Raw genomic sequence first — 16,466 nt, forward strand, 5'->3', positions numbered from 1 at the left:
ACCTTGTCCCTATATTGTATAAGCGCAAGAAGAAAAAACAAAGACCGCCCGGATCATCCCGAACGGTCTTTCGTCATTCCTGCCTAACGATACGGTATCATAGCAATTCATTAAGCAAATGAGGGCTTATTATCGTCAACAGCTCCGCTGATGACCTTGACGTATTTCTTATCTACACCTTCCACGGAAGGACCAACATATACACTGCTCTTGCTTGAGCGTCTGACCGAGCGCTTCCGGGTTTTCAGCGTACTCATCATCGGTACGGGTCCCCGAACCACCCAGCTGCTGCCATTGGCGGACCCCTGCGGATGACCTGACGTTCTCTTCTTCTCATTCCTGCTCACGACGAATCCCCTCCAACTAAATGCCTGATGGTACGAAGCAGCTCACGATTCTGTTCTACAACCTCCGCGAGATCTTCATCCGTAAGAACCTCATGTCCCGTAAAATGCACGGACAATACATGATTTACACCTAAAGGATAGCAGAACACATACACCTGCGCAACTTCCTCTTCGTGATAAAATGCCCATTTTCCACTATTATAGACATCCATCACGTAAATCGACTGGTTGCTTGGCGATTGTTCCTTTTTCCCATCGAACGGGAAATACCGTCCTCTACCTACATTACCCCCAATTTGGGCAATGCCTTCATCTCTTCGTCCCCAAAAGGCGGCGCCGGTCACCCTGAAATCCCCTGCAGTCGGCGGGAGCAAGGAGTTTCGGACGGCTTCACTCAGTGCATGATATTTTTCCGCTTCATCAATCACATGCACATTTCGGTTATATTCCCAGAAAAAATGCAGCACGCTTTGCTTGCGCTTCAGCTCCGCATCCTTCTGCTCAATCACGATGCTCGGGTTGTTATAGAACCCTTCGGTTTCGATCGCACTCAGAATATGCCCGCAAGCGACATCGACGGCCGATTTGTAATCGTCATCGCTTCGCAGTTCGTATTCGAGCAGCGTTATGCCCTGCAGGTCGGAGAGTAGATGGTAATCCTTAACGATAACGTCTTGAACGGAACTGCTGTCTGCCTCCACTTGATCCGGGATGATGCAGTACACCCTTCGTCGCCCGAGCCTTCCCCAATACAGCCCCATTTCGAACAACGTGTTATCGCGGGTAACAAATACATGTTTGCCTCGAATGAGGGCCACATCATCCGGAGAAAAGACGAACACACCAAAATCACTGGACGCCAGCTGCTTCTCCAAAGCTTCCATCGTATACATGTTAGCCCCGAACGTCCCGCCGTACCAAGGTGTCACTTGAGCGGATCGTTTGATCTGTTCGTGGATCGCCCGTGCATACTTGATGGCCTCTCTGGAAGAACCTATGAATAAATTCGGCTTCGGTATGGTCATAGGCACATCCTATTCTCCCTTTGTTATACATTTTAGTCTTATTCGACCATTATAACAAAGTTGCCTATTTTTGGGTGAAAATTATGGCAGGCGCATGTTGGTACAGTATATGCTAAGGTCTCAAAACAGACCCCATAAATAACCATGCACCCGTGTCCCGATCTTCAATCGCAAAGAAAAAAGGGCGGTCGACATTCATGACGATCGGATCGGCAGGCGGCGAAGCACCTGACACGATCCCGACCGCTGTAATCGCTGCGGCCACCGTGCCCTTTTCGCTGACATCCACCACCGTTTTGTGTTTTACCTTGTCAATCCAAAATTTCTCACCACCCACTGCCATTTCGCTAAAATCAGCCTCGGCGGCGTCGAACGCTTTGACCATGCCCAGATCTTTGAGTGCATCCGGAAGCTCGAAGCTCTGCTCCGCCTTGAACTTGGGCAGACCGAGCCGAACCGTCTCATACGAGTAATCGTCTTTCCAGACGGAGGCTTCCTTCCACAGCTGCTGCTGCAGCTCATCTATGGATGAGGATTCCTTCGGCAGGATAACCAGCATGTACATTCGGCCGTCCCCATACGGAATGCGAATGGCCTGCCAGGATTCCCCTTCTTTGTAACTGTATTGTCCTTCCCGCTTCATCATCGGAACTTTTTGCGTGGTGCCGTCAGAAAGCGTGAATTCTTCATCAATGGTATTCGCCGGATCAAATTCATCCATCCATCCCCCCTTGAAATAAATGGCATTGATCAGGACCGCAACGCCGCCTGGCGGCTCATCATAAATCGTTGGGATCTTGCCGCTGGTCTTGTCGTTCACCCACTGGTTAATCGCATTCATTGCTTCATCCTGCTTAAGATCCGTCTCCCTGACCTCCACGCCATAACCGTCCTTTACGGCCTCCACATAGGCCTTCTTCATCTCAAGGCCCTGCTGGTGCCACACGGAATTCGCCACATTCAACACGACGCCTCCCCCGTTCTCCAGCAAGGAACGCAGCTGGCGGTTGCCTTCGTTGATATCCGCATCATTCATGCCCTTCCAGCCAAGCATATCGGACATCTCGGCCGCCGTATCGCCGGCTGTCCCGTTATAAGCAAGTGCCAAAGCTTGCGTAATGCTGTAAGGAGAAATAATCAGATTACCGCTCTTGTACTCAGGGCTATTCGATAACGCTTGATGCAAGCGTAAGCCAAAATCATTCTGCGCTTCCACCATGCCGGTATCAATCTTGGTCAACACCTCTTTGCGTTCCTGAGCCGACAACTCCTTCACTTTGGGCTGCTTATGCACAATTGCTTGCGGTTCCCCTGACTGGATCTCGCTGCCCTGAGCGCAAGCGGTAAGCCCCATAAGCAAGCATAGGCCTGTGAGTACCTTTCTTTTTCGCATAACCTTGTCCCCCTTCAATGTCAGATTCTTTGTCTATCTGGCTATTGACGGAATGGCACCACCTAATGTTTCATATAAAGGATCATTTATCCAAATTTAGTTGGCAATCAACTTCATCACCGTTACAATGTAGAGAACTCGCACCGTACTTAAGGCATATACAGAATACAGAGCGAAAGGAGCTTCTACATATGCAAAAAATTCGTCTTGAAGGCAGCAAAGTTACGCTAAGATCCAGAAAACCCGAGGATACCCCTGTTTTATATAATTTGATCTATGGCACCGAGAATCCGGAATGGAAAAAATACGACGCTCCTTATTTCCCGCTTAAGCAGATTTCCTTTGAAATTTTTGAAACGCAGTGGAACGCCGACTTCGAAACCGATCAATTTCCGAATGACCTGCTCATCGAAGCCGAGGGAAAGACGATTGGCATCGTCACGTTTTATTGGGAGCATGAAGCCTCACGCTGGCTGGAAGCCGGAATCCTGATTTACGATTCGAGCCATTGGAGCGGTGGATACGGTACGGAAGCACTGTCGCTGTGGATTGAATGCCTCTTCCAAAATCTCACCATTGCCCGTGTCGGTATCATCACCTGGTCCGGCAATCCGAGAATGATGCGCTGCGCGGAGAAGGTTGGCATGCAGCTTGAAGGCCGCATGCGGAAGTGCCGATATTACGAGGGCGTCTACTACGATTCCATTCGTATGGGCATTCTGCGAGAAGAATGGGAAGCGCAGAATGCCCGCGTGTAGGGCCAGATTGTACTGCGCAATTCGTATACGTGGAATATTTGCAGCGCATGAGGCGTTATTCAGACGATTGCTAATGTTCTATAAATACCAATAAAGCGAGCCGGTCAGGAGATCCTGGACAGCTCGCTTTATCTTTTTTTTGATTGGCAGGTCATTACGAAACGCAACCCACACACAACTATCCCTCATGAACCCATCCAATCGCTCCGTTTGCCATCAAGCATCATAGCCCTGCCAGTACCTGATACCAGACTCCACGCTTGGAATACAGCGTCTCGCGCACCTCATCCCATCCACCCAGATACTCGATATCAAATAGCCCCGGCGGGTTGAAAAACCGATCCTTCGTCTGTTCAAACACCGATTCTTCAACCGGACGGAACCCATATTTCACGAAGATGCTCTGCGCCTCCGGCGTGCGCAAGTACTCCACAAAAGCGGCCGATACATCCTGAGTGCCGTGCTTTTCAGCGAAACGTTCGACGACTGCAGCCGGATTCTCGATCAGCATCGTATGCTGTGGCACAACGATATCATACTGGACGCCTTGGGCAATCCGGGCAAGCAGCTCGTTCTCATAAGTTACGATCACATCTCCGACCCCGTATTCAAAAGCCGCCATGGAAGCCCGCCCGCTTTTATCGAGCGACTCCACATTGCGGTGAACCGCTTCAAGGAAAGCTTTCGCTTCGGCAGGATCGCGCTTTCCGTTCTCTTCCGATTGTTTCAGCCCCGCGCCGTAGATCGCGTTAATATCCCACTGGGCGCCGCCCGAGGTCTTCGGATTCGGATACAGCACCTTGACGTCCGATCGGGTCAGATCGTCGAAATCCCGTATCCCTTTCGGATTTCCCTCGCGCGTGCCAAGAACGACAATCGATCGCGTCACCATGCCGTTATACGGCTGGGATTTCCATTCCGGGTCCACAAGCCCTTCCCTGACCAGCTTGTCGACATCCCCTTCCATGGCAAGCAGCGTTACGTCGGCCTCAAATCCGCCCGTGATGGCACGAGCTTGTGTTCCGGAAGCCTCGTAGGATTCCTGAAACCGAATCGTTTCTCCCGTCTGTTCCTTCCACTGCGCTTGAAAAGCAGGGATGATCTCGGACAGGGCATCTCTGGCCACGCTATAAGCGCCCAGAACGATCGTTCTCTCTCCGGTTGGGGTTATCACTTGTTCGCTATCGGGCGGGTCACTCGCGCATCCTGCCATAACAAAACTGAAGAGAAGGGCCATGCCAACCAGCAGGAATGAGGTACGTTTCATATTCAAGATCCGCATGAATGAATCCACTTCCCTTCGGATATTTAGAATCATCAGATCATAATTGGCATTGGGTCGACCTTCAATCGATTCTCCTCGATCCAGCTGTGCTCTTCATTAAAGAGATAAGCCCGGTGAACAAGGACGCGGACCTCTTGACCCGGATACAGCGTTTCCTTCTCCAGCGAACGGTAGGTGATCAGCTTATGTCCCTTAACCTCTACCTCCACCAGCCATTCGCTGCCGCGGAAATGCAGATGACGGACGATCCCCGCCTCCGTTGCGGACAGCACGCTGAAATCATGCTTGCTTCCAATCTCGATATATTCCGGGCGAATCAGCGCACGCGTCGCATTCTTGTTAGACGCTGCCTCAAATCCCTTCAGCTCGGCTGCGCTCGAAATCACGGTGGATTCGCCTATGAACGAAGCAACGAACGGCGTCTTCGGCTCCTTGTAAATATCCCAAGGCGTTCCCTTCTGCTCAACGCGCCCCTGATTAATAATCATAATTTCGTCCGCGACTTCAATTGCCTCATCCTGGTCATGCGTAACAAAAATCGACGTAATGCCGACCCGCTCGATCAGCTCGCGAAGCCAGGAGCGCAGCTCCTGACGGATCTTGGCATCGATGGCAGCGAACGGCTCATCCAATAAGAGCAGCTGCGGTTCGGGCGCCAGCGCTCTGGCAAAGGCTACACGCTGACGCTGTCCACCGGATAACTGGTGCGGATAGCGGCTCTCAAAACCTGTTAAACCGGTCAGCTCCACCAATTCCATCACCCGGTCCTTGATTATGGCCTTGGGAGTCTTCTTCACTTTCAAGCCGAAAGCGATGTTATCAAATACGGTCATATGCTTAAACAAGGCATAGTTCTGGAACACAAAGCCGATTCCGCGCTCCTGCGGCGGCAGATCATTGACCACTTGACCATGAAAGGAGATTTGCCCGGAGTCCGGATTCTCGAGCCCCGCCAGCATGCGCAGGATGGAGGTTTTACCGCCTCCGCTGGGCCCCAGAAGTCCAATCAGATGTCCCTTCTCAATCTCGAAGCTGACATCCTTAACGGCATGAAACGTACCGAAATGCTTGTTCAGATCGCGAACTTCCACATGCATATCAATGCACATCCTTTCTTTTTTTGGCCCATTCCATCAGCAGCAAGAGTCCTACCGAGAAGGCAGCCAATACCAATGCGACGCCATTCGCCGCAGCCACGTTAAAATTCTCCACATCCTGGTATACAAGCGTCGTCGCCGTCTGAGTTTTGTTCATGATATTACCGGACACCACCAGCACTGCACCGAACTCGCCCAATGAACGGGCTACCGTGAGCACCAGGCCATATACGACAGCCCATCGGATGGAAGGCCATGTTACTTTCCGGAACGTTGTCCATCCGTAAGCCCCTAGCGTCGCTGCCGCTTGTTCCTGATCATTCCCAATTTCCTGCAGGACAGGCATGACCTCGCGAACCATGAGCGGAAACGTGACGAAGAGTGTCGCGATCACCATGCCCGGGAAAGCATACACCACCTTAAACCCGATCCCTTCAAAAAAACCGCCCATGATGCTGTCGGGTCCGAGCAGCAGTACAATCATTAAACCGCCAATGACCGGCGATACCGCATAAGGCAGATCGACAATGCTGTTCAGAATGCCTTTGATCTTGCGGCTCAGCCAATTCGCCCGTACTAGGTACAACGCCATCATGATGCCAAATAACGTATTAAAGAACGTAACGAATACCACAATAAGACCCGTCATCATCAGGGCATGCAAGGCTTCCGGCCTGAACAGACCTTCGGCAAACCCATTCAGACCTTTATCAAACGCACCGATCGCAATTCGGGACAGGGGGATGATTAGCAGAATGATAAATACGGCGTACGTAAGTCCGATCCACAGACGTCTCAAGCTCGTCTCCCCCTCTGCTGTACGACATTGATCACCCAGAGGATGATGAAAGAGAGGGTAAGGAGCAGAATAGATACGGCAGCTGCCCCCGCAGGATTATCGCTCTCGACCTCACCAAAAATAAAAACCGATGCAATCAGCGTTCTTCCCGGAATGTTGCCGGCCACCAAGACAACGGCCCCGAATTCGGCCAATGCTCTTGAGAATGCCAGCATGCCTCCGCTTATAATCCCTGGGAGCATCGACGGCAGGATGACTTTAAAAAAGGTTCTCGTCCTGGAAGCTCCCATCGTATATGCCGCTTCTTCCTCCAGCGGGTCGAGCTCCTCCAGCAGCGGCTGAACCGCCCGGATGACAAACGGAAACGTGACAAACATCATCGCTATCACAATCGCGGGCTGGTGGAACACAATTTCAAAACCCAATTTCTCTGCCATGCCACCAAGGAAGCTCCCGGGGCCCAGCAGCAGCAATATCATCAGACCGCCTACGGCTGTCGGCAGCGCAAAAGGCAGGTCGACCAGACTGTTCAGCAGCGTCCTTCCCGGAAACTTATAACGTATGAGCACCCATGCAATCATCGTTCCGATAAGCACGTTGATGAAAGTAGAGATGACGCCCAGCTTGATGGTAAGCAGCACAGCCTTCCACGCTATCGGATCCATAATGCTCTCCGTAAAATGACTCCATCCTGCAGAGAATGATTGCACATATACCCCAAAGATCGGCAGTACGATCAAGGCAAGAAAATAAAGCAGCACGGTACTTCGAAAACCCCAAGTCCAACCTTTATGACGAATCCATGTTGTCATATCGTATCCCTCCCGCCTCCGGATGGCATCCCGGTCGACACTTTCACAAACCATCTTTATATTTCCTATTTGTATACTTGGTTTTCTTTACACATACTTTACCAAAAGCCGGATCCCATCGTCAATCCATCTTTTGCACTTTATCGGGTAAAATAATAGAAATGGTAAGAAAAACGTCTATCGACGTACTTTCTCAGTAGACAGACCGCATTTAGCGGAAGTTTTTCTTGCGAGATAAGGATGCTAAGCCTCGGATGTTTATACTTTCTTATCTCTTAAAAAATGAGGAGGTATTGTACATGCTGTATACCGGCGAATTAGATACGCAAGGCCGCGATGAGATGAGGGATATTACAAGGGAGATCCACTCCTACGTGAAACAAAGCGGGGTCCAGCAGGGAACGGTGCTGATCTATTGTCCGCATACGACGGCGGGGATTGCCATCAATGAGAATGCGGATCCTGATGTGAAACGGGACGTCCTGATGTCGCTGGATGAAGTCTATCCATGGAATCATCCCAAGTATCGCCATGCGGAGGGCAACACCGCTTCCCACCTGAAATCGATCACCTGCGGTCCTTCACAGACCGTGATCATTCAGAACGGGCACCTGCTTCTCGGACGTTGGCAGGGCATTTATTTCTGTGAATTTGATGGTCCGAGGCAGCGCCAATATCATGTGAAGATCATGGAAGGATGATCCCTTAAATAAGATTTTATGTTGACGCCAGCACATGTATAACAACACAAAAAGCAGACAGGCACATGCTAGGGGGCGTGGACCTGTCTGTGTTTTATTCATTAGGTGATTGACGTTTCAACGCTAGATCGTTGTAACGGATTGAAGTATCAAACTACACGTCTTGGCAACATTTCAAAATCAGACCCTGCTGTACAGACTCCGGCATAACACTTTGATATGGGTAAGAGCGGCTGGTTTAATCTCATCAAAACCAATTCTGTCCTGAATATAATACGATATAAATCCATGCAGCGACAAAAACAAAGTCAGCGGAACGGTTCGCCGTTCTTCCTCACTGTAATTCTCCTCAAGCAAATACTGACGGACCAGCATAGCAAACATTTCAAAACAGCGTCCCTGCTCAGAGCGACAGTAGGACAGCAGCTCTTCGTCCCGAATCATGAACATGATTTCGTATTGGTAAGGATTATCCAGACCGAAACGAACGAACTCCAGCATCAGCTGCTCCAGCTTCGATACCCCGTCACAGGGAGGCTTTCCCGAGATTTCCAACAGCAAATCATTTAGATCATTAAAGTCCTTCATGACAATGGCGTAGAAAAGCTCCGCCTTTTCCTTAAAATGATAATACAAGGAGCCATGGCTATAACCCAGATGCTGCCCGATGCTTCGCATCGATATGGCCCTGTATCCTTTGGTTATGAACAAATGCCTGGCTGCTTCCAGTATCCGCTCTCTCGACAACTCGCGTTCTACTGCTCTTCTTGCCATATTATTTTATTCCCCTTCAATAAAATAAAGCCGCTCTCCCTCTGTGATCAAGGACTGCCCCTGTGTCAAATCCACCATCCAAGTCATAAAGCTCTCCGCATCACCATCGAGCGGCAAGCAGGTCAAGGTCACCGTGTCGGCAAAGTTTGTCTCTCCCATACGAACGCCCCGGTTACGAAGCTCGTTCTCCACCTTACCCAGCCAGGTATAATCCAGCTCCACGAAAATCTCCCGGTGCAGAACCCTTGTAATCGGTTCGCCTGACTCAATCGCAGCCACGGCTCCGTCGGTGTACGCCCGGACCAATCCGCCCGCACCCAGCATAATGCCGCCAAAATAACGCGTGACCACAATGGCTACATTCTTCCGCCCCTGATTGCGGATCACCTCGAGAATCGGCTTACCCGCCGTTCCGCTCGGTTCCCCGTCATCCGATTGCTTCTGAATCTCATCCCGCTCTCCGATCATATAAGCAGAACAATTATGGGTAGCATTCCAATGTTTTTTCTTGATCTCTTCAATAAAAGCGACGGCTTCCTCTTCGGTTTCAACCGGCATTACATGCCCGATGAAACGCGATTTCTTGATGACAATCTCTTTGGAGCCCGTCTGACGTACCGTTTTGTAACGATCCAGCATGAAACTACAACCACCTCTATATTGCCAAGAAAGCAGTCCACGGCAATGATATGCCAGCGGACTGCTTCCTTCAGCGTCTTACGTCTAATCTAATGAAAGTGTCAGGTTATTCGGAAAGTCTAGCTTCCAATTCGGCCTTCTCTTTCTCATACCCAGGTTTGCCGAGCAATGCGAACATATTTTTCTTGTACGCCTCTACGCCCGGTTGGTCAAACGGGTTGACACCCAACAGATAGCCGCTGATACCGCAGGCCTTTTCGAAAAAGTATACCAGATATCCGAACGAATAGGGAGTGAAATCTGGAATTGTCACAATCAAATTCGGAACTTGTCCGTCTGTATGGGCCAGCATGGTGCCTTGGAAGGCCTTTTTGTTGACAAAATCCAATGTTTTCCCGGTCAGGAAGTTCAATCCGTCCAGATCATCCGGATCCGATTCAATCGTAATATGCTCGGATACGTTCTCAACCTGAATGACCGTCTCGAAAATGTTGCGGCTGCCTTCCTGGATGAATTGACCCATGGAGTGCAGATCGGTAGAGAAATCGACGGATGCCGGGTAGATCCCCTTGTAATCCTTACCTTCGCTCTCGCCGTAAAGCTGCTTCCACCATTCGGATACAAAATGCAGGGAAGGCTCGTAGTTCACGAGGATCTCGATGCCTTTGCCTTTACGGTAAAGCGCGTTACGAACCGCCGCATATTGGTATGCCTCGTTCTCGGCTACGTTCGGGCTGCTGTATTCCTTGGATGCGTCAGCCGCGCCTTGCATCATTTCTTCAATGTTGATGCCTGCCGTAGCAATCGGAAGCAGACCCACCGCTGTCAGCACGGAATAACGTCCGCCCACATCGTCAGGGATGATAAAGGACTCGTAGCCTTCCTCGGAAGCCAGCTTCTTGAGGGCGCCCTTCGCTTGATCTGTCGTAGCGTAAATACGTTTGCGAGCTTCTTCCTTGCCGTATTTCTTCTCCAGTTCCGCACGGAAAATACGGAATGCGATAGCCGGCTCCGTCGTTGTGCCGGATTTGGAGATGACGTTGACGGAGAAGTCTTTGCCTTCAATCAATTGAAGCAGGTGGGTCACATAAGTGGAGCTGATGTTGTTACCCGCAAAATAGATTTCCGGTGTCTTGCGCTGGTCCTTCGACAGCTCATTATAGAACGAATGCGAGAGCATTTCGATGGCCGCGCGTGCCCCGAGGTAGGAGCCACCGATTCCGATAACGATCAGAACGTCCGAATCGCTTTGGATTTTGGCAGCCGCTTTCTGGATGCGCGAGAATTCTTCTTTATCATACTGCGTCGGCAGGTCGATCCAGCCCAGATAATCGGAGCCGGCTCCCGTACCGTTATGTAACTGTTCATGAGCTGTGCGGATCGGCTCAGCGAAGTAATCAACTTCGTGCTGATTGACAAAAGTCAGTGCTTTACTGTAATCAAACTTGATTTTTTTAGACATGCCTTAAAACCTCCTGTGAATTTAGAAATAGGATACTTTAATTTAATAACGACCGCAAGTTTCACGGGCCAACTGTCATCTATTCTTCATGCGCGGATCTCCTTACCGCTTCCATTCCTCACAAACGCTGGCTTCGTTTCGGGAACCCATGCTAAGATAGAGTGGATCAGGAATCCATAATCGAAGGTGATATAGCTATGAAAAAAATCGGGTTTATCGGACTGGGCACCATGGGCGCTCCCATGGCCTCCAATCTGCTAAAGCAGGATTACGATGTGACCGTGTATAACCGCACCCACGAAAAATGCCGTCCGCTCGCCGAACAGGGAGCCTCCATTGCGGAGACGCCTCGTGAAGCGGCTGAAGGACAAGATCTTGTTATTACGATGGTAAGCAACGACCAATCCATCCGCGATGTATTCTATGGAGAGAACGGTCTGCTTGGCTCCCTGAAGAGCGGGATGACCGTCATTGACTGCAGTACGATCTCCGAGAGCCTTGTCAAGGAAATGGCTTCCGCCGTATCCGGTCTCGGCGCTTCCTTCCTGGATGCCCCGGTAACCGGCAGCAAGCCTGCAGCGATTGATGGAACCTTGGTCTTCATGGTTGGCGGCGATGCCGCGGTCATCGAAGCTCATGCGGACGTATTTGACACCCTGGGCAAAAAAGTCATCCACATGGGACCTAACGGAAGCGGCGCTGTCGCGAAGCTTGCGCATAATACCATTGTGGGCATTAACAATCTGGCGCTTGCCGAAGGCTTCGCCATTGCCGCGAAGTCAGGCATTCCCGCTGACAACTTCCTGGAGCTCGTGCAGCTGGGATCAGCTGGCAGCAAAGCGGCAGAGCTGAAGGGACGCAAAATCATCGAGGGCGATTTCAGCAACCAGTTCTCGCTTGCGCTCATGCTCAAGGACCTTAAGCTGGCCTCTTCACTCACCGATGGCATCGGAATGCCTTCCCCTATGCTGAATCTGGCGAAGAGCCTGTTTCAAACCGGTGCCAGCGAAGGCTATGGCGAAGAAGATCTTTCTGCTGTCGTGAAATGTTATGAAGCCTGGATCGGCCAGAAAATCGGCGAACAGCAGCCATAATACCAGCTAAACCATGCTTTGCCTTACACTGGCTCCTTTATACTGGTTCCGGATCATCCGGACCAGGAGGAAGGAGCCATTTTTTTGGTCTTTTCATGATTTTTCCTTCCAAGAAGAAACTTTTTGCATTTCATTTCGTCTACTATGCGAAGGGAGGAAATACAACATGAATTGGACCAAAGGTTTAAAAGCAGTGACAGCCGCTGCCCTATTAACCACTGTACTATCTTCTGTAACAGCTGTATCACCGGCTTCTGCCGCAGCCAAACCAACCGCTTCGATTAACAATGTGACCGCGGGCGGTGAAGTGCTGATTAAGCAGGGCTCCACCTTTGTTACCCTAACCGATCTTAAACCTCTGGGTAACTACGTCATGAAGTACGACAACAGCAAGAAACAGGTGACGATTCAGGGTGACCACCGAACGGTGATTCTCACGGCGGGAAGCACGAGCATGGAAGTGAACGGAGTTCAGAAGAAGCTGCCTGCAGCCCCGCTGCTCCATAAAGGCAAGACCATGATTCCCCTGAGGGCCGTAGCCCAAGCTTTTGATGCCGACATCCACTGGAATGGTTCTCTAAAGACGGCTTATATCAATAAAGCAGATGCCGCTATGCTCGCTGACTTAAAGAGCTCCGATCTGGCTACCGCCCGGAATGCTGCAGCCAAGCTGCCTTATTCATCCCAACTGCAGAAACCTGAGCTGGAAATGCTCCCTGTAGAAATGCAGGGCGTGGATTATTATTTTCCAAAAGGCAAATCCGATCGCTTCTTCCTGGTCGATAACGACATCGCCGAATATTACGAGATCCAGGGTGGCGTCAAATATTTGAAATGGCAAGGCAAGTTGGACTACTCCGCCAAAGCGGCTGCGAATCAGAACCTGTTCTTCCTGCCCCCGATTCAAGCAGAGATCGGTAAGCAGCCGGATGCCAGGAACTGGACTGTAGCCGAATTCGCATTCCGTTATCCTTCCGGCGTCACCAGCTACCGACTGCTCGACCGCGGCAAGGAATGGGGCAAAGGGTACGTAGAGCTTGATAACCACTCACCAGGCTACAAAGGCGAGATCGTGACGATTCCGGAGGAATGAGTCCATTATAACAACCACCGTGAACCGCATGCGTTGATATCCGGCATTGACAATAAGGGTTCAAAGCCAACGGCTTTGAGCCTTTTTGTTGTGTATTTACGGACACAACATCACGTGCAGCGCTTAACCTACTACATGGTCGGATAAGAGCAGCAATAATCCGTAACGGTGCGGATTTCCAGCTTAAAGCTTGAATTACCCGGAACGTTAAAGGTCGCGGACCCTTGAATCTCTAACCACTCCTGCTCACCGGGCAGCAGGACACGCAAATCGCCCGACAAAATTTCCATAATCTCAGGGCCATCCGTTCCGAATTCATAGCTTCCCGGAAGCATGATGCCGAGCGTTACCTTCTCGCCACTGTCCAGCAACACCGCGCGGCTGGTTACCTTCCCCTCATAGTAAACGTTGGCTGCCTTTGTAACGGTAGCATTCTTAAATTGTGACATCGACAAACTCTCCTCCTCCAACATCTATGGCTTGATATATGGACGGCACCCGCATGATGCGGGTGCCGGAAAATCAATATGGAGTTAGATCCGTTGGATTAGAGCAAGCCTTTTACGCGGCTAACCACGTTCTCAACGGTAAATCCGTACTCGGCAATGACACGGTCGCCAGGAGCCGAAGCACCAAATGTGTTGATGCCCAGGATGTCGCCTTTATCTCCGACATAACGCTCCCATCCGAACGGATGAGCCATTTCAATAGCCAGACGGGCTTTTACGTCAGGAAGCAGCACGGAATCTTTGTATGCCTGATCCTGACTGTCGAACAAATCCCAGCTCGGCATGCTGATGACGCGTACAGCGATGCCTTCTTCAGCCAATGCTGCCTGCGCTTTAACGGCAAGCTGAACCTCAGAACCCGTTGCAATGATTTGAGCTTGCACGTTGCCATCCTTCGCATCGGCAACAACATAAGCGCCGCGTTTGATGCCTTCACGTGCATGATCCACCGTGCCTGGAAGAATCGGCAGATTCTGACGTGTCAACACCAAAGCTACCGGACGGTCGGTGTTCTCAACCGCATAAGCCCATGCCGCGGAAGTTTCGTTGGCATCAGCAGGACGGATCACCGTCAGGCCTGGAATAATGCGCAGGGAGGCCAATTGTTCAATCGGTTCATGCGTAGGGCCGTCTTCACCGACAGCGATGCTGTCATGAGTCAGCACATACGTAACCGGCAGCTTCATGATCGCAGCCAAACGTACAGCCGGACGCAGATAATCCGTAAATACGAAGAACGTACCGCCGAAAATCTTCAGTCCGCCATGGAGAGCGATACCGTTCATGGCACCAGCCATTGCGAATTCACGAACACCATAGTACACGTTACGGCCTTCGTAGCTGTTCGCTGTGAAAGAGGCCAGGTCGTTCAAGTGAGTCATCGTGGAGCTTTCCAGGTCAGCCGATCCGCCGAGCAGCTGCGGTACGCCTGCAGTCAACCCGTTCAGCGCTTTACCGGAAGCCACGCGAGTGGAAACCGCTTTGTCATCCGCGCTGTATTTCGGAAGGTCTTTGTCCCATCCTGAAGCCAGTTCGCCGGATTCGCCGCGCTCGAATTGCGCTGCCAGCTCAGGGTAAGCCTCTTTGTATTTCGCAAATTGATCAACCCAAGCTTGATAAGCCGCAATACCGCGCTCTTTCACTTTGCCAAAATGCTCGCGCACTTCCTCAGGCACATAGAAGTCCTCTTCATATACCCAATTATAGAAATCCTTGGTCAGCTTCGCTTCATCAGCTCCAAGCGGAGAACCGTGCGTACCGCCATGACCGCCTTTACCTTGTTTGTTCGGGCTGCCGTAACCAATGACGGTCTTCACTTCGATCAGCGTCGGACGGTTCGTATCGGCTTTCGCTTCCTCGATCGCTTTCTCGATCGCAGGCAAATCGTTACCGTCTTCTACGCGCAGCACTTGCCAGCCATAAGCATCAAAACGCTTCGCTACGTTCTCGGAGAATGCCAGGCTGAGCTCGCCGTCGAGGGAGATATCGTTGGAATCGTACAACATGATCAATTTGCCAAGCTTCAAATGACCTGCCAGGGAAGCTGCCTCGGAAGCCACGCCCTCCATCATGTCACCGTCGCCGCAAATCGCATACGTATAGTGATCAACCACATTGAAGCTGTCTTTATTGTAAGTCGCGCCCAAATGAGCTTCAGCCATTGCCATACCTACAGCCATAGCCACGCCTTGTCCAAGCGGACCTGTCGTTGCATCAACGCCGGCCGTGTGGCCGAATTCCGGGTGACCCGGGGTTTTGCTTCCCCATTGACGGAACTGCTTCAGATCCTCAATGGACAAGTCATAACCGCTCAGGTGAAGCAGACTGTAGAGCAGCATGGAGCCATGGCCTGCAGACAAGACAAAACGGTCGCGGTTAATCCACGCCGGCTGGTCCGGGTTATGGTTCATCGTCTTCGCGAACAGTTGGTAGCCCATAGGTGCAGACCCCATCGGCATGCCCGGATGACCGGAGTTGGCTTTTTCGATCGCGTCGATCGCCAATGTCCGGATCGTTGCGATGGACAGGTTGTCGATCGTTTGGTTATGTTCAGTTGTCATGATTCGTCCTCCTCAAATCTTTTCCATAGTAAGCTTCGAAAATGAAGGCTTCTTACGTCCCTCCAGCCCCAATCCATATGGTATCAGAGCAGTTAGGAATGTTGAGAATATCATTTTGACTCTTATTGTATCACCACACGTCTTTCATTTCCATAACGTAATTGTCAAAGTTGTGTAAAGGCCGTCAGGGAGAGCGACATCCCCCTTGCATTATTTCCCTTAATAGTCCGGTTATAACCCGATTCGACATCCGTTAAACGATTTTATGGACTTCGGCGGTATGGAAAAAGTTACTTCACTCGACAAATGAAAAATCTTCGGCCTAAGCTGCACATTAGACAGCTTAGGCCGAAGCGTGAGGCGGCACATCAGCGCGTGCCGCGTTTTTTGGCTTTGAGGAGGCGATCCATGGAGGAGCCTCCTTCCGGAGCCGGCCCGTTCTCCCCGGGCCGGCCGCTGCCATCCCCCTGCGCCTGCGGCGGCGGGGGAGGCGGCGGGGGCGCGCTTCCTTGGCGCGCGCCCTGGCTTGCGGCCGGCTTCGCCTGGGCCGGCCGCTCTTCCCGCAGCGGGGCATCCGCCCGCTGCGAATCGCGCGCCTCCGGCGGGGCCTTGCGGCCC

The 16,466-nt window shown here is 51.3% G+C and carries 16 protein-coding genes and 1 pseudogene; 4 read left to right on the forward strand and 13 right to left on the reverse strand.

The annotated features are described in order from the left end of the window. Window positions 1-110 precede the first annotated feature (110 nt). From CRG97_RS26585 to CRG97_RS26595, 3 genes are all read right to left on the reverse strand, one after another. Window positions 111-347 (reverse strand): hypothetical protein, encoded by a 237-nt coding sequence (locus tag CRG97_RS26585; RefSeq protein ID WP_098748650.1) that lies wholly within the window; start codon window positions 345-347, stop codon window positions 111-113. Continuing rightward, the gene (locus CRG97_RS26590; RefSeq protein ID WP_098748651.1) at window positions 344-1,372 is read right to left on the reverse strand and encodes a TIR domain-containing protein; all 1,029 of its coding nucleotides are present in this window, start codon (window positions 1,370-1,372) and stop codon (window positions 344-346) included. Before CRG97_RS26590 ends, CRG97_RS26585 begins: the two co-directional genes overlap by 4 nt. A 112-nt stretch (window positions 1,373-1,484) precedes the next feature. Further along, entirely contained in the window at window positions 1,485-2,765 is a 1,281-nt protein-coding gene (locus tag CRG97_RS26595) for a serpin family protein (RefSeq protein WP_098748652.1), read from the reverse strand. 191 nt (window positions 2,766-2,956) lie between these two features. Between CRG97_RS26595 and CRG97_RS26600 the strand changes: the two genes are divergently transcribed. Continuing rightward, window positions 2,957-3,523 carry a GNAT family N-acetyltransferase gene (locus CRG97_RS26600; RefSeq protein ID WP_098748653.1) on the forward strand — a complete coding sequence of 189 codons (567 nt, stop codon included), beginning with the start codon at window positions 2,957-2,959 and terminating at the stop codon, window positions 3,521-3,523. Between the two features lie 223 nt (window positions 3,524-3,746). Here CRG97_RS26600 and CRG97_RS26605 read toward each other — a convergent pair whose 3' ends face one another. The 4 genes from CRG97_RS26605 to cysT are packed head-to-tail and all read right to left on the reverse strand — an operon-like array spanning window position 3,747 to window position 7,516. Continuing rightward, window positions 3,747-4,805, reverse strand: coding sequence for a sulfate ABC transporter substrate-binding protein (locus CRG97_RS26605; RefSeq protein WP_098748654.1), 1,059 nt, complete (start codon window positions 4,803-4,805; stop codon window positions 3,747-3,749). 35 nt (window positions 4,806-4,840) lie between these two features. Then, entirely contained in the window at window positions 4,841-5,905 is a 1,065-nt protein-coding gene (locus tag CRG97_RS26610) for a sulfate/molybdate ABC transporter ATP-binding protein (RefSeq protein WP_098748655.1), read from the reverse strand. 1 nt (window position 5,906) lies between these two features. Continuing rightward, window positions 5,907-6,704 carry a sulfate ABC transporter permease subunit gene (locus CRG97_RS26615; RefSeq protein WP_098748656.1) on the reverse strand — a complete coding sequence of 266 codons (798 nt, stop codon included), beginning with the start codon at window positions 6,702-6,704 and terminating at the stop codon, window positions 5,907-5,909. Continuing rightward, window positions 6,701-7,516: a sulfate ABC transporter permease subunit CysT gene (gene cysT / locus CRG97_RS26620; protein WP_098748657.1), complete on the reverse strand. Its 816-nt coding sequence runs from the start codon at window positions 7,514-7,516 to the stop codon at window positions 6,701-6,703. The genes CRG97_RS26615 and cysT overlap by 4 nt, the downstream gene beginning before the upstream one ends. 299 nt (window positions 7,517-7,815) lie before the next feature. Here cysT and CRG97_RS26625 point away from each other — a divergent pair, with 299 nt between their 5' ends. Further along, window positions 7,816-8,217, forward strand: a complete 402-nt coding sequence (locus CRG97_RS26625) for a secondary thiamine-phosphate synthase enzyme YjbQ (protein ID WP_071222616.1) — start codon at window positions 7,816-7,818, stop codon at window positions 8,215-8,217. 180 nt (window positions 8,218-8,397) lie between these two features. On the opposite strand, the gene CRG97_RS26630 is transcribed toward CRG97_RS26625, so the two are convergent. The 3 genes from CRG97_RS26630 to CRG97_RS26640 all read right to left on the reverse strand — a co-directional run bounded on the left by CRG97_RS26630 (window position 8,398) and on the right by CRG97_RS26640 (window position 11,092). After that, complete coding sequence (locus CRG97_RS26630; RefSeq protein ID WP_076324627.1) at window positions 8,398-8,991, reverse strand: TetR/AcrR family transcriptional regulator; 594 nt, start codon at window positions 8,989-8,991, stop codon at window positions 8,398-8,400. A 6-nt stretch (window positions 8,992-8,997) separates the two neighbouring features. After that, window positions 8,998-9,630, reverse strand: coding sequence for a YigZ family protein (locus tag CRG97_RS26635; RefSeq protein ID WP_098748658.1), 633 nt, complete (start codon window positions 9,628-9,630; stop codon window positions 8,998-9,000). Between the two features lie 106 nt (window positions 9,631-9,736). Continuing rightward, window positions 9,737-11,092, reverse strand: a complete 1,356-nt coding sequence (locus tag CRG97_RS26640; protein ID WP_098748659.1) for a glucose-6-phosphate isomerase — start codon at window positions 11,090-11,092, stop codon at window positions 9,737-9,739. A 197-nt stretch (window positions 11,093-11,289) separates the two neighbouring features. On the opposite strand from CRG97_RS26640, the gene CRG97_RS26645 reads away from it, so the two are divergent. Then, on the forward strand, window positions 11,290-12,186 hold the full coding sequence (locus CRG97_RS26645; protein WP_098748660.1) for an NAD(P)-dependent oxidoreductase: 897 nt from the start codon (window positions 11,290-11,292) through the stop codon (window positions 12,184-12,186). 166 nt (window positions 12,187-12,352) lie between these two features. Continuing rightward, complete coding sequence (locus tag CRG97_RS26650) at window positions 12,353-13,279, forward strand: copper amine oxidase N-terminal domain-containing protein (protein WP_098748661.1); 927 nt, start codon at window positions 12,353-12,355, stop codon at window positions 13,277-13,279. A 131-nt stretch (window positions 13,280-13,410) separates the two neighbouring features. On the opposite strand, the gene ppnP is transcribed toward CRG97_RS26650, so the two are convergent. From ppnP to CRG97_RS33125, 3 genes and pseudogenes are all read right to left on the reverse strand, one after another. After that, window positions 13,411-13,728 carry a pyrimidine/purine nucleoside phosphorylase gene (gene ppnP, locus CRG97_RS26655; protein WP_098748662.1) on the reverse strand — a complete coding sequence of 106 codons (318 nt, stop codon included), beginning with the start codon at window positions 13,726-13,728 and terminating at the stop codon, window positions 13,411-13,413. 98 nt (window positions 13,729-13,826) lie between these two features. Beyond that, a complete protein-coding gene (gene tkt / locus CRG97_RS26660; RefSeq protein WP_098748663.1) occupies window positions 13,827-15,848 on the reverse strand; it encodes a transketolase in 2,022 nt (673 codons plus the stop codon). A gap of 231 nt (window positions 15,849-16,079) precedes the next feature. After that, a pseudogene (locus CRG97_RS33125) lies at window positions 16,080-16,466 on the reverse strand (hypothetical protein); the annotation flags it as partial.

Source organism: Paenibacillus sp. EZ-K15, from assembly GCF_002573715.1.
Taxonomy (GTDB): Bacteria; Bacillota; Bacilli; order Paenibacillales; family Paenibacillaceae; genus Paenibacillus_AQ.

Excerpts from the sequence above, each read along its gene's own strand:
- CRG97_RS26590 (WP_098748651.1), bottom strand. The coding sequence starts at position 1,372 with ATGACCATACCGAAGCCGAATTTATTCATAGGTTCTTCCAGAGAGGCC.
- CRG97_RS26595 (WP_098748652.1), bottom strand. The coding sequence starts at position 2,765 with ATGCGAAAAAGAAAGGTACTCACAGGCCTATGCTTGCTTATGGGGCTT.
- CRG97_RS26600 (WP_098748653.1), top strand. The coding sequence starts at position 2,957 with ATGCAAAAAATTCGTCTTGAAGGCAGCAAAGTTACGCTAAGATCCAGA.
- CRG97_RS26605 (WP_098748654.1), bottom strand. The coding sequence starts at position 4,805 with ATGCGGATCTTGAATATGAAACGTACCTCATTCCTGCTGGTTGGCATG.
- CRG97_RS26610 (WP_098748655.1), bottom strand. The coding sequence starts at position 5,905 with ATGCATGTGGAAGTTCGCGATCTGAACAAGCATTTCGGTACGTTTCAT.
- cysT (WP_098748657.1), bottom strand. The coding sequence starts at position 7,516 with ATGACAACATGGATTCGTCATAAAGGTTGGACTTGGGGTTTTCGAAGT.
- CRG97_RS26625 (WP_071222616.1), top strand. The coding sequence starts at position 7,816 with ATGCTGTATACCGGCGAATTAGATACGCAAGGCCGCGATGAGATGAGG.
- CRG97_RS26630 (WP_076324627.1), bottom strand. The coding sequence starts at position 8,991 with ATGGCAAGAAGAGCAGTAGAACGCGAGTTGTCGAGAGAGCGGATACTG.
- CRG97_RS26635 (WP_098748658.1), bottom strand. The coding sequence starts at position 9,630 with ATGCTGGATCGTTACAAAACGGTACGTCAGACGGGCTCCAAAGAGATT.
- CRG97_RS26640 (WP_098748659.1), bottom strand. The coding sequence starts at position 11,092 with ATGTCTAAAAAAATCAAGTTTGATTACAGTAAAGCACTGACTTTTGTC.
- CRG97_RS26645 (WP_098748660.1), top strand. The coding sequence starts at position 11,290 with ATGAAAAAAATCGGGTTTATCGGACTGGGCACCATGGGCGCTCCCATG.
- CRG97_RS26650 (WP_098748661.1), top strand. The coding sequence starts at position 12,353 with ATGAATTGGACCAAAGGTTTAAAAGCAGTGACAGCCGCTGCCCTATTA.
- ppnP (WP_098748662.1), bottom strand. The coding sequence starts at position 13,728 with ATGTCACAATTTAAGAATGCTACCGTTACAAAGGCAGCCAACGTTTAC.
- tkt (WP_098748663.1), bottom strand. The coding sequence starts at position 15,848 with ATGACAACTGAACATAACCAAACGATCGACAACCTGTCCATCGCAACG.